Source organism: Clostridium porci, assembly GCF_009696375.1.
GTDB lineage: Bacteria > Bacillota > Clostridia > Lachnospirales > Lachnospiraceae > Enterocloster > Enterocloster porci.
This window is the reverse complement of record NZ_VUMD01000010.1, coordinates 1-15,821: the sequence shown is the minus strand read 5'-3', so window position 1 is coordinate 15,821 and position 15,821 is coordinate 1. Positions and strand designations below refer to the sequence as shown.

Sequence of the window (15,821 nt, the reverse complement as noted above, 5' to 3'; positions counted from 1 at the left end):
ATAATCGAATACTTTGATCATAGGGAGGAATCAAAAATGGCAGAAAAACAAAAAATTGCCCTCTCGGATAAAAAAATGGTGATGAGGGCAATCAAAGATTCATTTATTAAGTTAAAACCGAAAACGCAGGCAGGCAATCCGGTCATGCTTCTGGTTTACCTGTCGGCAATTATGACTACCGGGCTCTGGCTCATTTCTCTGATTTTCGGAATTGGAGATGCACCTACCGGTTATACCTGTGCGATTGCAGTGATCCTGTGGTTTACGGTATTGTTTGCAAATTTTGCAGAAGCGATTGCAGAAGGAAGAGGAAAAGCACAGGCAGATTCTTTAAGAAAGGCGAAGAAAGATGTAGACGCCCATAAGATCCCATCCCCGGATCAGAAAGACAGAATTACTGTGATTCCGTCTACCAGCCTTAAAAAAGGAGATTTGGTTCTGGTAAAGGCGGGGGAACAGATTCCCGGTGATGGAGAAGTTGTGGATGGTGCTGCCTCTGTGGATGAAAGTGCAATTACCGGTGAGTCTGCACCGGTCATTCGTGAGAGTGGCGGAGACAGGAGTGCCGTAACAGGCGGAACAACTGTGTTGTCTGACTGGATTGTTGTAAGAATTACCAGTGAAGCAGGGGAAACCTTTATGGACAAAATGATTGCCATGGTAGAAGGGGCAAATCGTAAGAAGACACCGAATGAGATTGCATTGCAGATTTTTCTTGTTGCATTGTCCATCGTATTTATTATGGTTACCATGTCCCTTTATACATACTCCATATTCTCTGCAAAGCAGGCTGGTATAGCGAATCCTACATCTATTACGACCCTTGTCGCATTGCTGGTCTGCCTGGCACCGACAACAATTGGTGCGTTGCTTTCTGCAATCGGCATTGCAGGTATGAGCCGTCTGAACCAGGCAAATGTGCTGGCAATGAGTGGAAGAGCCATTGAAGCGGCAGGTGATGTAGATATTCTGATGCTGGATAAGACAGGAACGATTACTCTGGGAAACCGTCGTGCAGATGCCTTTATTCCGGTAGATGGGGCTTCGGAAAAGGAACTGGCGGATGCAGCACAACTGTCTTCCCTGGCGGACGAAACACCGGAAGGAAGAAGTGTTGTAGTTTTGGCAAAAGAAAAGTTTGGAATCCGGGAAAGAAGTCTTTCTGATAAAAATATGGAATTTGTCCCATTTACCGCAGTGACCCGGATGAGCGGCGTGAATTTTGCCGGAACAGAAATCCGAAAGGGAGCTGCAGATGCAATTAAAGATTACGTGGTAAAAGGTGGAGGAATTTATTCTCCGGAGTGTGATCATATTGTGAAAGAGATTTCATCCAAAGGAGGAACCCCGCTGGTTGTGGCAAAAAACCATATCGTTTTAGGAGTCATTTACCTGAAAGACATTATAAAAGACGGTGTGCAGGAAAAGTTTGCAGATCTTCGTAAAATGGGTATTAAGACGATTATGATCACTGGTGATAATCCTCTGACTGCAGCGGCGATTGCAGCAGAGGCAGGGGTGGATGATTTCCTTGCAGAAGCGACCCCGGAAGGGAAATTACAGATGATTCGGGATTTTCAGAAAAAAGGACATCTGGTAGCCATGACTGGTGACGGAACCAATGATGCACCGGCTCTTGCGCAGGCAGATGTGGCTGTTGCCATGAACAGTGGAACGCAGGCAGCAAAGGAAGCGGGAAATATGGTGGATCTGGATTCCTCACCAACAAAACTGATTGATATCGTAAGAATCGGAAAACAGCTTCTGATGACCAGAGGAAGTTTAACTACCTTTAGTATTGCGAATGATGTATCGAAATATTTTGCGATTATCCCGGCACTTTTTATGGGGCTTTACCCGGGACTTGCCCGACTGAACATCATGGGGCTTTACAGCCCGCAAAGTGCAGTGCTTTCCGCAATCATCTACAATGCTTTGGTTATCATTGCACTGATTCCGCTGGCACTGAAAGGTGTTAAATACAGGGAAGTATCTGCAGGTAAATTATTGTCCAGAAACCTGTTGGTCTATGGGTTAGGAGGAATTGTTACGCCGTTTATCTTTATTAAGCTGATTGACATTCTTCTGGTAACTTTCCATATCGTATAAAGATATCAGATTAAGCTGACCAGTATGGCGCACCAAGTCTCACGTGCGTTCGACTTGAATCAAAGGAGAGTGAGAATATGAGAAAAACATTGTTTTTGAAGATTGTGAAGAATGCTGCTGTGGCATTGGTTATGATATTGTTCGCTGCAGCAATCATTGCATTACGATTTGCTATATGGATGTAAAATGAAAGTCGAGGTAAAACAATATGAAGAAAAAAGGAACCGTGTTCGGTAAAGCGGTTGGTATGGTACTGGCAATGACACTGATCTGTGGTATTTTATACACCACAGTTGTTACAGGAGCTTCACAGCTTTTCTTTCCCGATAAGGCGAACGGTAGCATCATAGAAATAGATGAAAAAAAATATGGCTGTGAGCTTTTAGCTCAGGAATTTACCGGTGAGGAATATATGTGGGGCAGAATCATGAATGTATCTGCCTTTACCGATCAGGATGGAAATACAAAGATGTATTCCGGCCCGTCAAACTTAAGCCCTGAAAGTCAGGAATACAAAGAACTGGTAGAACAACGGGTTGAAAAAATCAAAGCGGCAAATCCGGATGCAGACAAAGAACAGATACCGGAGGACCTGGTAACCTGTTCCGGAAGCGGCCTTGATCCGGATATATCCGTTGCAGCAGCCGAGTATCAGGTGCCAAGACTGGCAAAAGCGAACCAAATGACGGAAGATGAGATACAAGATATGATTGACAAATGTACCAACCATAAAATCTTAGGAATTTTCGGAGAGGAAACAGTCAATGTATTGAAAGTGAATCTGATGTTGAAAGGAATCTTATAATAGACAGGATGGCTCAGAGGTATAAAAATACACTGAGCCTCCGGCGGATGGCAGAGTTGCACATAGGAAAGCAACTTCGTTGCTGTGCAGCTCGCCCGCGAATCCTCTTTGAAATTCGCGATTTTAATTCAGTCTCAAAGACTGAGAGAAGAGGGAGATCATTATGGACAAGGAAAGACCGGATCCGGATAAAATCCTGAGAGATATAGAAAGAGAAGAAGAAAAGAAGAGCAGTGGCAGACTGAAGATATTTTTCGGATACGCTGCGGGAGTAGGGAAAACCTATACCATGCTGAAAGCCGCTCATAGCTTACAGAAAAATCATGTAGATGCGGTGATTGGATACCTGGAACCCCATGCCAGACCGGAAACGATGAAGATGGCACAGGGACTGGAAACTGTTCCTGCAAAACAGGTGGATTATAATGGGATTAAATTGAAAGAAATGGATATAGATGCTGTCTTGCAAAGATGTCCGCAGGTAGTTCTGGTTGATGAGTATGCACATACCAATGCAGAAGGAAGCCGTCATCAGAAAAGATATCAGGATGTGGAAGAAATCCTGAAAGCAGGGATCAGCGTTTATACAACGGTCAATGTACAGCATATTGAAAGCATGTGTGATATTGTAGCCTCCATTACCGGTATTTTTATGAAAGAGCGAATTCCGGATTCCACTTTTGATATGGCAGATGAGGTGCAGCTTGTGGATCTTGAGCCGGAAGACCTGCTTCAAAGGTTAAAAGAAGGGAAAGTGTACCGGGAGGAACAGGCTTCCCGGGCTATGGATCATTTTTTTACCATAGAAAAGTTGACAGCCCTTCGTGAGATTGCATTGCGAAGAACAGCGGACAGGGTAAACCTTGTCACAGAACGGACAAAAAAAGAGGCTGGCGGTGAGTACTACACGGAAGAGAAGATACTTGTGGGAATATCGTCGTCTCCATCGAATTCGAAGATTATCCGGACAGCTGCCAGAATGGCAAAGGCCTTTGGCGGATTACTGGTGGGGCTTTATGTAGAACCACCAAATGCAGAGAAAAGAGGTCAGGAAGATAAAAAACGCCTGAAAGAAAATATCCATCTGGCAGAACAACTGGGGGCAAAAATAGAAACGGTATGTGGAGATGATATTCCTTTTCTGATCGCTGAATATGCAAGAAACTCGGGCATTTCCAAAATTGTCACAGGAAGAAGCGTTCCTTCCCGGAGTTTCTTTCACAAACCTACATTTACAGATAAACTTGCGGCGTATGCACCGGATATAGATATTTACATTATTCCTGACAGCAAAATGGAGAAAGAAAAACAGAAACTCCGGAAGAATATGGATCACACGATGACAATCAAAAATATGCTGAGTGCCATGGTCTGTCTGCTTTTATCAACTGTGATAGGTTTTGTTTTTTATGAAATGAAATTCAGCGATACCAATATCATAACGGTATATATTCTGGGAGTTATGATTACTGCGATCATTACATCAAGCCGAACAATTTCTTTCCTGCAGTCTGCAGCGAGTGTAGTGGTATTCAACTATTTTTTTACAGACCCAAGGTTTTCTCTGGATACTTATGATCCGGGTTATCCGGTTACCTTTGTGATTTCCTTTATCGCAGCTCTTATCACAAGCAATATTGCACTAAAGATGAAAACACAGGCAAGAGAACTGGCAAAACTTGCATATCGTACAAAGATCATCCTGGATACCAACCAGCTTTTGCAAAATGGAAAAACAGTAGAAGAAATAGGAAATACAATGGCTGCTCAGTTGGGAAAAGTCCTGAGTCACACAGTGGTGTATTATGGGCTGGAGGAGGAACATTTGAATGATCCTGTCATATATAATGCAAACGGTGAGAAGGATGAATCTCATTACACCAGACTAATTACCGAAAATGAACATGCAGTAGCCGAATGGGTTTTTAAAAACAATAAACGGGCTGGAGCAACTACGGCAACATTGAGCGAAGCTGCATGTTATTATCTTGCAGTCAGAAGCCTTGATGCGGTGTATGGTGTTGTTGGAATTGAAATTGGGAATAGAGAGATACTGGGTGCTTTTGAGAGTAATGTGTTAATGGCTATCCTTTCCGAGTCGGCGACTGTTATGGAGCGGGAAGTTTTCAGGACCAGGGAAGAGGCTGCAACGGAAAAGGCAAATAGTGAAAAGTTAAGGGCAAATCTTCTTAGATCAATTTCACATGACCTTCGTACGCCACTAACCAGCATTTGCGGAAATGCAGATATGCTTCTGCAGGGAAAACTGAATGAGGACAAAAAAGAAAAAGTGTATTCTTATATTTATGATGATTCTTTTTGGCTGCTTAATCTGGTAGAAAATCTTTTGTCCGTAACCAGGATTGAAGAAGGCGGCATGAAGATTAAGAAACAGGCAGATATGCTGGAAGATCTGATTGAGGAAGCGTTAAAGCATATCAGCAGGAAAAGCAGAGAGTTTGTGATACGGGTCAGTATGGAGGATGAAATGCAGCTTGTCAATGTGGACTCACGACTGATTCTTCAGGTAATTATTAATATTGTAGATAATGCGGTGAAGTATACGCCTTCAGGTGGAGAGATTGTGATATCCACAAAGAAAGAAAAAAGTTTTGTACATGTGCAGATCGCAGATCATGGAAATGGGATTCCGGATGAAGATAAACCGCATATTTTTGAAATGTTTTATACGGCAAATAATGAAATAACGGATTCGAAACGGAGTCTGGGTCTTGGGCTTGCTCTTTGTAAATCAATTATCAATGCACATGGTGGGAAAATAATGGTTTATGATAATGAACCGAAAGGTGCCGTTTTTGATTTTACGGTGCCTGCTGAGGAGGTAGAGATTCATGAATAATTCAAATATATTAGTGGTAGAAGATGATGCTGCCATTCGCAGTCTTATCACAACCGCCCTTGAGACAGAAAACTATAAATATCATGTGGCAAAAAATGGGAGTCAGGCGATTATGGAAGCTGCAACACAGGCACCGGAACTGATCCTGCTGGATCTGGGACTGCCTGACATAGATGGTGTTGATGTAATAAGAAAAATACGTACCTGGTCAACTGTTCCAATTACTGTGATAAGTGCCAGAAGTGAAGACAAAGATAAGATTGATGCCTTGGATGCCGGTGCTGATGATTATATTACAAAGCCATTTTCAACAGCGGAACTTCTTGCAAGAATCAGAGGAAACTATCGAAGGATTCAGTACATACAAAATAATCAGCAGGGGGGAATTCCGGTCTTTCATAATGGTAGCTTAACAATTGATTATCAAATGCAGACAGTATATGTGAAAGAGGAAGAAATTCATGTGACTCCGATTGAATATAAAATCTTATGCCTGTTAGCGAAAAATCTTGGAAGAGTGCTGACCCATACCCACATCACGAAGGAAATATGGGGAAGTTCTTTTGAAGGAGATATTGCATCGCTCAGGGTTCATGTGGCGACTGTAAGGAAGAAAATAGAAAAGAAAGACAGTTCCAATAAGTGTATTCAGACACATGTTGGGATTGGGTATTGTATGGTGAAACAGGATTAAAGAACTGTTTGATGAGAGAATTATAGCTGATTACTAAGCATGTCGAAAGTACGAAATGTAATTGTTAGCTAAATGAGTATGATAACACAGGGGCTTTCTCCCAAAATTGGGAAAAAGTCTTGGCAAAAATAACGGCGGGCAACCATGTCCGCCGTAAAATTATTCCTGTTTATTTATTGAAGCCAAGATACCTTTGGCCAGTGCGATACCAATCTGTGGGTACAATTCTTGAATTTCCTGATATTTCTCTTCGATCAATTCTGGCTCATCTGCCCAGACATTCTCATAGATTTTCATGGCTTTTTTGAAATGGCTTTTTGCCTGTGAGATATTTGCTGTGATCAGGCAGATATTTCCCATGGATTCCTGCACCTGTGCATAATCCAGACAGTGATCTGAATTATAGTGTTTGATAATCTGTGCCAGTTTCTGAAGAGCTGACATTGCCCGCTCCGATTCCTGCATTTCTGTCAATAAGGCGGCGTAATTGTTGATCTGCGGGATACTGTCATTGGTATAAAGCAGATTATTCTGTTCCAGTAGCAAGATACCCTTTTCCATGTGTTCTTTTGCAAGTTCTGTCTGACCGTTCATGCGGTAAAGGCCACCAAGATTGGCATGCAGGTTGGAAACAAGGTGGGCATTAGTTTCTGTGATTTCTTTGATCTGTGCAAGTGCTTCTTTTTCCAGTTTGATGGCTTTTTCTGGTTTTGTTTCCACTGTTGCCTGGTAATCCAACAACAGTGCCCGGTCAGAAGAGGTGCCATGATTATTTCCTTTCAAAAGTTGTTTCAATTCCCGGATAATTTCTTTCATACCTTTCTGGTAGAGGTATTTCTCCATATATGGGAAGACATCCTCTAAAAACAGAAGGTATTTGGATATATCATCTTTTTCAATCAGGTGAATGACATTTTCCACTGTCTGGAACAATTTTTTGTAATAGCTGACCTCCATGCCGTGCATCAAACATATTTTTTGAAGGGAATCCAGCAAAGTGTGACAGCTCGTGATGGAAGGTCTGGTTTCAGAAAGGGCAATTTCCTGAATCATTGGATGTAGGGAAATGGTATGCCGGGTGTTTGCCTGTACAAAACCTGTCTCAATCAGGTCATTGATGTCATTTAAAGTAGTCAGTCCAAGCCAGTCAGCAAAGATGCGGGCGGAAATACCGGCAGGAGGAAGAAAACACAGATCACGCATGATATCCTGTTGTTCCTGTGAAATGGAATAAAGGGAGAACAGGGTGTGAATATGGTTATAGTAAGTTGCCTTGTTGTTCTGTCCGTCTTTGATAGCACTGATTTTGTCTTCATTTTCAAGGGATGCCTTTTCCTCCCGGAGTTTTTCCAGTAATTGCTCAGGAGGCAAAATCCCATTTTCCAGAAGTTTTGCCGCCAGTTCTACCGCAAAGGTATGGCGGTGAACAGTTTCTATGATCTCTTCTACAAGTGTTCGGTGTTCTTCTGCTTCCGAATAAAATGCAGATGTCAGCTGAAACAAACAGGAGGGTTCCCATATTTCTTTTAGCTGCAGAATGCAGTGTCCATCAAATTTACTCCTTGTTGTAAAAAGAATCCGGCAGCGGTATTTCAACACTACTGATAGAAAACTGTCCTGTGTAACAGTCACATTGAAATTATCTATGATGAGCAGGGTATCATCCTTCAGAGAGCGAAGAAAACGGTTGTGTTTTCGGAATCGTTCTTCTTCGCTGTCTTCCGGCAGATCGTCAGTGAAATCCATATCTGTAACTGACTGATGCAAATCGCCAGAATATTCAACATAAAGGATGTTTGTATAATATTTTTTGTATTGCTTTGCATATGCTTTCGCCAGTTCACTTTTTCCAATCCCGGCAATCCCATAGAGAAATACTTTGCTGTTTTCTTCCAGCATTGTGTGTAATTTTCCCAGTTCTTCTTTCCTTCCTACAAAATGTCGGCATGGTCTGGGTACTTCACTGTCCATGATATAATCCAGGACAACCGGGGAGAGGGCACCACCTGCAATCAGTTTCTGGTTTTTGGTATCTCTTTTGACAAATTGACGCTCCATACCAAAGGCGATTAGCTTTGCCAGAAACAGGAGCCGTGAATCCGCAGGTTTGTACAGTAATGCCAGTTTGTTCTTTTTCGCTTCGGATACGGTGGTATCCTGCATAAACAGGGTGTAAACATCCTGCAGTGCCTTGTTGCAGTCGGTCATCAGTGGCAGAAGATTTTGATGTATTGTTTCAGCCAGTTTTTCCTGCTTACTTGGTTTGGCATAGTAAGTAGAGATTTTAGGGCTGATCTTTGCCTGTCCTGTCATCCAGCGGCAGACCAGCCCATTATCAAAAGAAAAATCTTTGTTTTCTGGGCTGTTCATAAAATCTTCAAATACTTCATATAAAAATTCAGGCTGGCTCATCTGGTTACTTTCGCTGATATGATTTTTTAAACATGTCATTATAGAACTAAAATCGCATCGATCCAATCGCAATCCCACCTTTTTGTATCATTTCTTCTTTTATCTGGTATTAAATTTCTTTTATCATAACACAAACGTATGTTCTGCACAACGGCATTTCAGTTTTATGAACAAAAAAATAACAGGGTAACAGTCAATCTGTACTCAATTTCTATTCAATGAGAATCTAAAAACTTTCCTGTAGAATGACCACAGAATAAAAAAAGGGGAAGGAGAAGCTTGTGAAACAGAATGTTGAATTTGAACGGTGCATTGATTTTCTTGTGCGGATGTTAGATAAATATGGCGAAGAGCTGCTCCGGGAACTGGAGGAGGAAAAGAAAAACAATGGACAGGAGAAAACAGAAGAAAATGAAAAAGAGGCGGCAGCTTCCTGAGATGTAAATCGCAGGGCTGTCGTTTCTTTTTGCATGAATTAAATAAATTTTAAAAGTTGGTGTAAAGTATGCGGTTCACTATCGTGTACAGGAACGGTAGTACGCATATCGAATGGTTTGAAATGATTCCGGGTATAGAAATTTAGGAGAAACTCATTGTCTTCACATTCGAGAAATTCCATAACTCCACCCACGGAGTATTTGAGATTGGATATTGTTTCCAGAGCAAATCCCAAAAGAACAGATCCTGCAATTTGTTTTTCTTTTGGCAAGGAATAGTTTTTTCCTAATTGGGCAATCAAATATGCTGCTGTAGTATAAGACTGTGTTTCTTCATCCAGAATGCTGACACGGGCAAGTTTTTTTGCCATGGTTTTGCTGATATTTGCGGCACGGACAGAAATCGGTTTAACTGCAAGAGAAAAATAGCCAACCAGTGAAGCATCTTCGGCATCAAATACCAGATAAGTAATAGACTGATTCTTTTTGGTAAATTCGATTGCATTATGTAATAAAAAGTATTCAACATCAGGGTTCTTTGGACAGGAAAAATCGGAGAGTAAATCGTAAAGACTTTCCTCTCCGATATAAGTCGGTTCGTCTTTATCCAAATATGCCCGAATGTTGATAGTAAAATATTTATCAGACATGTTATTTCTTCCTTTTTGCCATTAAAGCTAAGATTTCTTTCGGATCGGTTAACTGGCGTCCGGGAAGTGTCTGCTTTGGTGTGCGGTCATGTTCTGCCTCCTCAAGAGCAGTAACAAAACGTTTTACGCTTTTCGGGTTGGATACGACAAAATTATGAGTAATGCTTGAAGTAGCCATAATAACACCTCCTCGTTTTGTGGTTTTCTATGTAATTAGTATATGCGATATTGGAGAAAAACACAATGACGGAAATGAAAATAATTCTTGAAAAAATTGTGAAGAATAGGTATTGAACGTGGTTGGAACAAATGATAAAATTGGTTGGGACAACAGAATAAAAAAGGAACAAATATATGGGTCTTTCTGGTTATGAGACCTATAAGCTTATATTTGGGAGGTATACGGAGTAATGATTGATATGAAAGGCTTTGTGGAGTATGAGGATAAGAGATATCCTTTTTCATTTTCTAATTCAAGGTTGGATTTATACCCCGATAAATTTGATTCAAAATCTATAGAAGAATGGTTCGCGCCTTTTGAACGTGGAAAAGTTATTGAAAATATACATTTGCATGGAGTAACGGCGAACAGAAAAAATGTAATATTTGAAGTATCGGAACAGCATTCTGATCAAGAAGGGTTTTTATCGTTCGATGTATATTCTATTTTTGAATATGATTCAGTGCGTTATCAATATTATAATGAGGATGGAAAACATAAATATAATAAAAAAGAGACGAAAATCAGAGGAATAAAATTTAGTGGAATGGATGTAGATGTGTTTTATCCACCAGAAAAAGCATATCTAATAGAAACTTTCCATAAAGAAGAAATTGTGACTAAGGTTGGTGTAAAAAGGATTGTTGAAACTTCATTGGGGTCAATAGAATGGAATGGGGTAAAAATTGAATTTACGGCACAATATACGGTAAATCAATCTTTTTCGCCAGAACCACTTCGTAGCGCAAGTGAAATTATTGCTTCTTTTTCAGAAGCGGTGTCACTTGATTTTGTAAAAGAAATATATTTAGGTGTATATCAGACATTTAGATACATAATGAGACGTAACAATATCGTTTTTAATAATATTGATATTTTTGATATTAGTGAAAAAAATCTGCGGGATATGTTTGGAAAATTTTATGACCTAAGAATGAACGATGAAAAAGAAAACAATTCAAAAGTGAAGCGTAGAGTTCTTTCTTATGATTGTATTGGTGAAAAGTTTGCAGAATTACTTAGAACTTTTCTTGAAGGAATTATTTATATAGATCATTTACCAGACAGCATAGATAAAACAAACAAATTTGGACCAGATAGAATGATTTTTGATTTTGTCGCCTTTGAAAGAGAATATGCAAATCTTTATCCAGAGGAAGAAGTACGTTCAGAAAAATATTTAGAGGCAAAAAATGATGCATTAGTTGCAATGGATGAATTGATTAACAAGAAATCTGGAAAAGTAAAAAGATATTTGACAACATTTCGAAAGAGAATTGCCGCAGATGAAAATAGTCTGGCAGATAGAATATTGTTAGTTATTAAGGATTGTTCATCAATTATGGATCCTTTTTTGATTTATGAATTAGGAAAAGAATACAATACTGAAGTTGACGAAATTACTCCGTTGGAAAATATTGCATCTAAAATGAACACGTTACGAAATGATATGGCACATGGCAATCTTGATATTCAATTGGATAAAGAACATATTTTTGGATTTGCAATTATGGAGACTCTTTTATATGCTATGAGATTAAAAGCATTAGGAATAAAGGACAGAAAAATCCAAGAAGGTATTATTGCGTCGGTTTACAAAGGGATACATATAAAAACAACTAAAAATGGACTGCCAACCTACTGAATTTACCGCCCTATCGAGACACAGGGCGGTTTTTTCATGGGCAGGGAAAGGAGGTATCCCTATCTATGGGGCTTGACTGAAAACGGTCAGGCCCTTTTTTCATGCCATCAAATAAGAAGGAGGTAATGCGAATGGCTGATGATAAATCGAAAATTGTGACTGACGCAACCGGGCCGGACGCTGGCCCGGCCCCGGTACAGCCCGAGGCGGGCGGCGGCACTCCGGCACCCAAGCAGGAACAGCCCGCTCCCGAAGCAGTTTCCCCGGATAAGGTCACGGCTCCCGAGCAGGCGGCAACCGCCCAGCCGGAGAAAGGTGCTGACGCTCCCAAGGAGCAGAAGGCGGCCAGCGTGTCCGTCTTTAACTTCTCTGAAATCATGGCCGAGAAGAAAGCGGCGGGAAAAGCCGCCGCCAAGCAGGAGGCAAAAGTCCCGGGCAAAGGGGCTTCCCCTACGCAGACCAAAGAGGACGGGCCGAAGCAGGAAAAGCCCAAAGAGCAGGAACAGGCACCGAAGCGCCGGGGCCGACCGCCCAAGGCCGACAAGGACAAGGCCGCCGCTCCCGCACAGAAGGAAGCTTCCGGCAAGAAGGATAAGGCGGTACAGAAACCCGCACAGCCGGGAAAAACGGAAAAAGCCGCTCCCTCCGGCAAAGCAGAGAAAGCCCCCAAGGCTCCAAAGCCTGCCAAGGGTGCGCCGGAGGTAAAGGCTCCCGTTCAGGCTGAACCGCCTGCGGTTCCCGCAGGGGCTCCCCGCCCGGCCAAGGACGAGCAGATCGTCTATATCAAGCTGTCCGAGCTCCACGCCTTCAAAAACCACCCCTTCCAAGTCCGCAACGACGAGGAAATGAAGGCTATGGTGTCCAGCGGCCGGGACAAGGGCGTGACCCAGCCCGCTATTGTCCGCCCCCGTGAGGACGGCGGCTATGAGATCGTGTCGGGCCACCGCCGCCAGAAAGCCAGCGAGCTTGCGGGCTTTACGGATATGCCCTGTATCGTCCGTAACCTGACAGATGAACAGGCTATCACGCAGATGGTGGAAGACAATACCAACCAGCGTGAAAATATCCTGCCGAGTGAGCGGGCCAAGGCCCTGAAAATGCAGTTGGAGGCCATCAAGCACCAAGGGGCCAGGGAGGACACTTCGGGCCAACTTGACCCGAAGGACGCCGGGCGGCGTTCCAATGAGATCGTGGCCGAGCGCAACAAGATGACCGTCAAACAGGTACAGCGGTATATCAAGCTCAATGACCTTGTGCCGGATTTGCAGAAAATGATGGACGCCGGACAGATCAAATTCACCCCGGCGGTGGAGCTGGCCTACATCAAACCCAAGAACCAGCGGTATATTGCCGTTGCCATTGAAAGCCAGCAGTCAGCCCCTTCTCTCTCGCAGGCCCAGCGCATGAGGGAGCTTGACCAGAAGGGCGTCCTGAATGGGGATGTGATCGACGGCATTATGATGGAGGATAAGAAGGAGGTAGACAAAGTGATTTTGACAGGTGCGGAACTGAGCAAATACTTCGGGAAGGAAACCGCCCCGAGGGAAATGAAAGACCAGATCATCAAACTTCTGGATGACTGGAAGGGCCAGCAGAAGGAAGTTGCCAAGCCGGAAAAGAAGTCTCCCGAGGCGGAGAAGTAAAGCCCACCTCGGGACAAGTTGGCCCGAGGGTGTATGCGGGGCTCTGCCCCGCACTCCGAAGCTCAAAGGATATTTCATATTCCCCGTCGCCGGGTTTTCAGGTAGCATATCCGGGAAAATCAGTCAAGGGCCACAGCCGCCGCAGGCGGTGCCAAAGGAACCCTTGACGGATTTCTCCCGGATATGCTCTCAGGCGGCAAGCGACGGGGATATATATTCCTTTGAGCCGTCCCCCTTCCCACGGGAAGGGGCGGAGGGGTTGGGCTTATCCAGCGCAGCCTTATTAAAATATGTAGAAACGGAGGGACAAAACCTTGAAACGACCTTTGGCATACATCACCGCCGCATGGTGCGGTGACCCCGACACGGATATGGAGCTTGCGGCCCGCTACTGCCGGATGGCATACGAAGCGGGCTTTTCTCCTATCTGCCCCATTCTCTATCTGCCGCTGTTCATCAACGACGCTATTCCGGAGGAACACAAGAACGGGATTGATATGCGCCGGGATATGTTGCGCCGCTCCCATGTGCTTGTGGTCTGCGGCGGCGAGGTGGACGAGGATGTGAAGAATGATATTGCCGTTGCCAAGCGGCTCAATATCACGGCCACCACCCTTGACGGTATCCTGACCGTCAACCAGCAGGGCCGCCATGATGTTTGAAGCCTATGTGACCAATCTGGGGATGTACCCGGAACGGGGCGTTGAAGTCGGAGAATACCTGAGATTTCCCACTACCATTGAGGAAGTGCAGGCCCTGTTCTCCCGGATTGGCATAGACGGAAAACGCTATGAGGAATACTTCATCACCGATTATCAGAGCGATGTGCTGGGGCTGTATGACCACCTAGGAGAATACGAAAGCCTTGACGAGTTAAATTTCTTGGCGCACCTTTTGGAAGAAATGACCCCGGACGAGCTGGAAAAGCTGGAAGCAGTCATGGACGCCGGGGAGTACACAGGCAGCGTCAAGGATTTAATCAACCTGACTCAAAACCTTGACTGCTTCGAGTTTTATCCCGGAGTGAAGGACGAGGAAGAACTGGGCCGTATGTATATCTTGGAGTTTGAAGCTCTCACGGTGCCGGAGCACCTGATCGACTACATCGACTACGAGGCATACGGGCGGGATGTGCGTATCAACGAGGGCGGGCATTTTGCCCCCGGCGGCTATGTGTTCGACAATCAGAGCAAATTTATCGAGCACTATACCGGGCTGGACGATATTCCCGAGGAATACCGTATTTCCCATGTCTACGCCCGGGACGAGAAGGAGGAAACACGCTCCATTTTGGAGACAATCAAGCAGTTCAAGGAGGCTCCGCCTGTGCCCCACAAGGACAAGACGGGGCCTTCCCATGAGGAACGGTAGACCTCGGGCCAAGTTGGCCCGAGGTTCCACTGTCCGGGCGGCTCCCCGGGGCCCTCCCGGTTCCCCTAAATTTCCCGGAGGAAAGGAGGCAGTATGCAGGAATATGTAGAAGAACGGACAGTTGCCATATCCGTCAAAGCGGGCAAACTCTCGGGGCGGGCGCTGGCGGCGGCCTGCAAAAAAGTTCTGGCAGAAATGAAAAGACACCATGAGGCGGCAAAACGGCCCCACGGCAGGCAGAGCGTAAAGAAGCTGATGAACCACTACGGCACCAAAAGCGCCATGACACTGGTGGGAGCCCCCAGGGACTTTGACCGTATTGCCAAGGAGTTCCATGTAGACTACGCTTTTCACAAGACCAGTCCCGGCCACTATCTGCTGTTCTTCAAGGCAGATCAGGCGGACGCTATCACAGCGGCCTTCTCCAAATACACGGAAAAGGTCATGGGCCGCAGTCAGGAAAGGCCGTCTATCCTCGGCCAGCTCCGGCAGTTCGTGGAACAGATAGCGGCAAGGCCCAAGCAGAAGGAACGGGCCAGAGAGGCGGTGAAGGAAGAACGGTGAGCAAGAAAATCAAGAAATATGTACTTCCATATTTCCCGTATCTCATAGCCTTTTGGTTTTTCTCCAAGTGCGGCACCGCCTACCGTATGGCGGCTGGGGCCAACCTTGGTGAAAACCTGTTCGGCATGGTCAAGACTATCGGCCCGGTGTTTCAGTCCTATGCGCCGGGGCTGGAGCTCTTCGACCTCGCTGTGGGCGTGGCCGGGGCCGTGATACTGTACTTTGTGGTACAGTCCAAAATCAAGAAGGCCCGGAAGTTTCGCAGGGATATGGAATACGGCTCCGCCCGATGGAGTGCATAATCTTAAGTGTAAAGAACTCTACATGGACGCACAGGAGGATATGCACATGAATGATTACAACAAAATCACAGCCCTTTACTCCCGCCTTTCCGTAGGCGACGAGGACAGG

The 15,821-nt window shown here is 44.4% G+C and carries 14 protein-coding genes; 11 read left to right on the top strand and 3 right to left on the bottom strand.

Annotation, left to right across the window (positions count from 1 at the left end; all coding sequences use genetic code 11):
- Positions 1–36: 36 nt before the first annotated feature.
- The 4 genes from kdpB (at position 37) to FYJ39_RS12080 (ending at position 6,468) form a co-directional block, all read left to right on the top strand.
- Entirely contained in the window at positions 37–2,109 is a 2,073-nt protein-coding gene (kdpB, locus tag FYJ39_RS12095; protein ID WP_154472717.1) for a potassium-transporting ATPase subunit KdpB, read from the top strand.
- A 208-nt stretch (positions 2,110–2,317) separates the two neighbouring features.
- Complete coding sequence (gene kdpC / locus FYJ39_RS12090; RefSeq protein ID WP_154472716.1) at positions 2,318–2,914, top strand: potassium-transporting ATPase subunit KdpC; 597 nt, start codon at positions 2,318–2,320, stop codon at positions 2,912–2,914.
- Between the two features lie 163 nt (positions 2,915–3,077).
- Positions 3,078–5,774, top strand: a complete 2,697-nt coding sequence (locus FYJ39_RS12085; protein WP_154472715.1) for a sensor histidine kinase — start codon at positions 3,078–3,080, stop codon at positions 5,772–5,774.
- Positions 5,767–6,468 (top strand): response regulator, encoded by a 702-nt coding sequence (locus FYJ39_RS12080; RefSeq protein WP_154472714.1) that lies wholly within the window; start codon positions 5,767–5,769, stop codon positions 6,466–6,468. Before FYJ39_RS12085 ends, FYJ39_RS12080 begins: the two co-directional genes overlap by 8 nt.
- A gap of 159 nt (positions 6,469–6,627) precedes the next feature.
- Here FYJ39_RS12080 and FYJ39_RS12075 read toward each other — a convergent pair whose 3' ends face one another.
- The gene (locus FYJ39_RS12075; RefSeq protein WP_407923841.1) at positions 6,628–8,946 is read right to left on the bottom strand and encodes an NB-ARC domain-containing protein; all 2,319 of its coding nucleotides are present in this window, start codon (positions 8,944–8,946) and stop codon (positions 6,628–6,630) included.
- A gap of 215 nt (positions 8,947–9,161) precedes the next feature.
- Here FYJ39_RS12075 and FYJ39_RS20520 point away from each other — a divergent pair, with 215 nt between their 5' ends.
- Positions 9,162–9,317, top strand: a complete 156-nt coding sequence (locus tag FYJ39_RS20520) for a hypothetical protein (RefSeq protein ID WP_235919824.1) — start codon at positions 9,162–9,164, stop codon at positions 9,315–9,317.
- A 38-nt stretch (positions 9,318–9,355) separates the two neighbouring features.
- On the opposite strand, the gene FYJ39_RS12070 is transcribed toward FYJ39_RS20520, so the two are convergent.
- Positions 9,356–9,967 carry a GNAT family acetyltransferase gene (locus FYJ39_RS12070; RefSeq protein WP_154472713.1) on the bottom strand — a complete coding sequence of 204 codons (612 nt, stop codon included), beginning with the start codon at positions 9,965–9,967 and terminating at the stop codon, positions 9,356–9,358.
- Position 9,968: 1 nt separating this feature from the next.
- Positions 9,969–10,145 carry a hypothetical protein gene (locus FYJ39_RS20515; RefSeq protein WP_178323747.1) on the bottom strand — a complete coding sequence of 59 codons (177 nt, stop codon included), beginning with the start codon at positions 10,143–10,145 and terminating at the stop codon, positions 9,969–9,971.
- Between the two features lie 232 nt (positions 10,146–10,377).
- On the opposite strand from FYJ39_RS20515, the gene FYJ39_RS12065 reads away from it, so the two are divergent.
- The 6 genes from FYJ39_RS12065 to FYJ39_RS12040 all read left to right on the top strand — a co-directional run bounded on the left by FYJ39_RS12065 (position 10,378) and on the right by FYJ39_RS12040 (position 15,712).
- The gene (locus FYJ39_RS12065) at positions 10,378–11,832 is read left to right on the top strand and encodes a hypothetical protein (RefSeq protein WP_154472712.1); all 1,455 of its coding nucleotides are present in this window, start codon (positions 10,378–10,380) and stop codon (positions 11,830–11,832) included.
- Positions 11,833–11,963: 131 nt separating this feature from the next.
- Positions 11,964–13,475: a ParB/RepB/Spo0J family partition protein gene (locus FYJ39_RS12060; protein WP_235919823.1), complete on the top strand. Its 1,512-nt coding sequence runs from the start codon at positions 11,964–11,966 to the stop codon at positions 13,473–13,475.
- A gap of 314 nt (positions 13,476–13,789) precedes the next feature.
- Positions 13,790–14,137 (top strand): DUF7768 domain-containing protein, encoded by a 348-nt coding sequence (locus FYJ39_RS12055; RefSeq protein WP_118572189.1) that lies wholly within the window; start codon positions 13,790–13,792, stop codon positions 14,135–14,137.
- Positions 14,130–14,846 (top strand): antirestriction protein ArdA, encoded by a 717-nt coding sequence (locus FYJ39_RS12050; protein ID WP_154472839.1) that lies wholly within the window; start codon positions 14,130–14,132, stop codon positions 14,844–14,846. Before FYJ39_RS12055 ends, FYJ39_RS12050 begins: the two co-directional genes overlap by 8 nt.
- Before the next feature lie 93 nt (positions 14,847–14,939).
- Positions 14,940–15,410 (top strand): PcfB family protein, encoded by a 471-nt coding sequence (locus FYJ39_RS12045; RefSeq protein ID WP_154472710.1) that lies wholly within the window; start codon positions 14,940–14,942, stop codon positions 15,408–15,410.
- Positions 15,407–15,712: a conjugal transfer protein TraG gene (locus tag FYJ39_RS12040; RefSeq protein ID WP_195840424.1), complete on the top strand. Its 306-nt coding sequence runs from the start codon at positions 15,407–15,409 to the stop codon at positions 15,710–15,712. Before FYJ39_RS12045 ends, FYJ39_RS12040 begins: the two co-directional genes overlap by 4 nt.
- Positions 15,713–15,821: the final 109 nt, after the last annotated feature.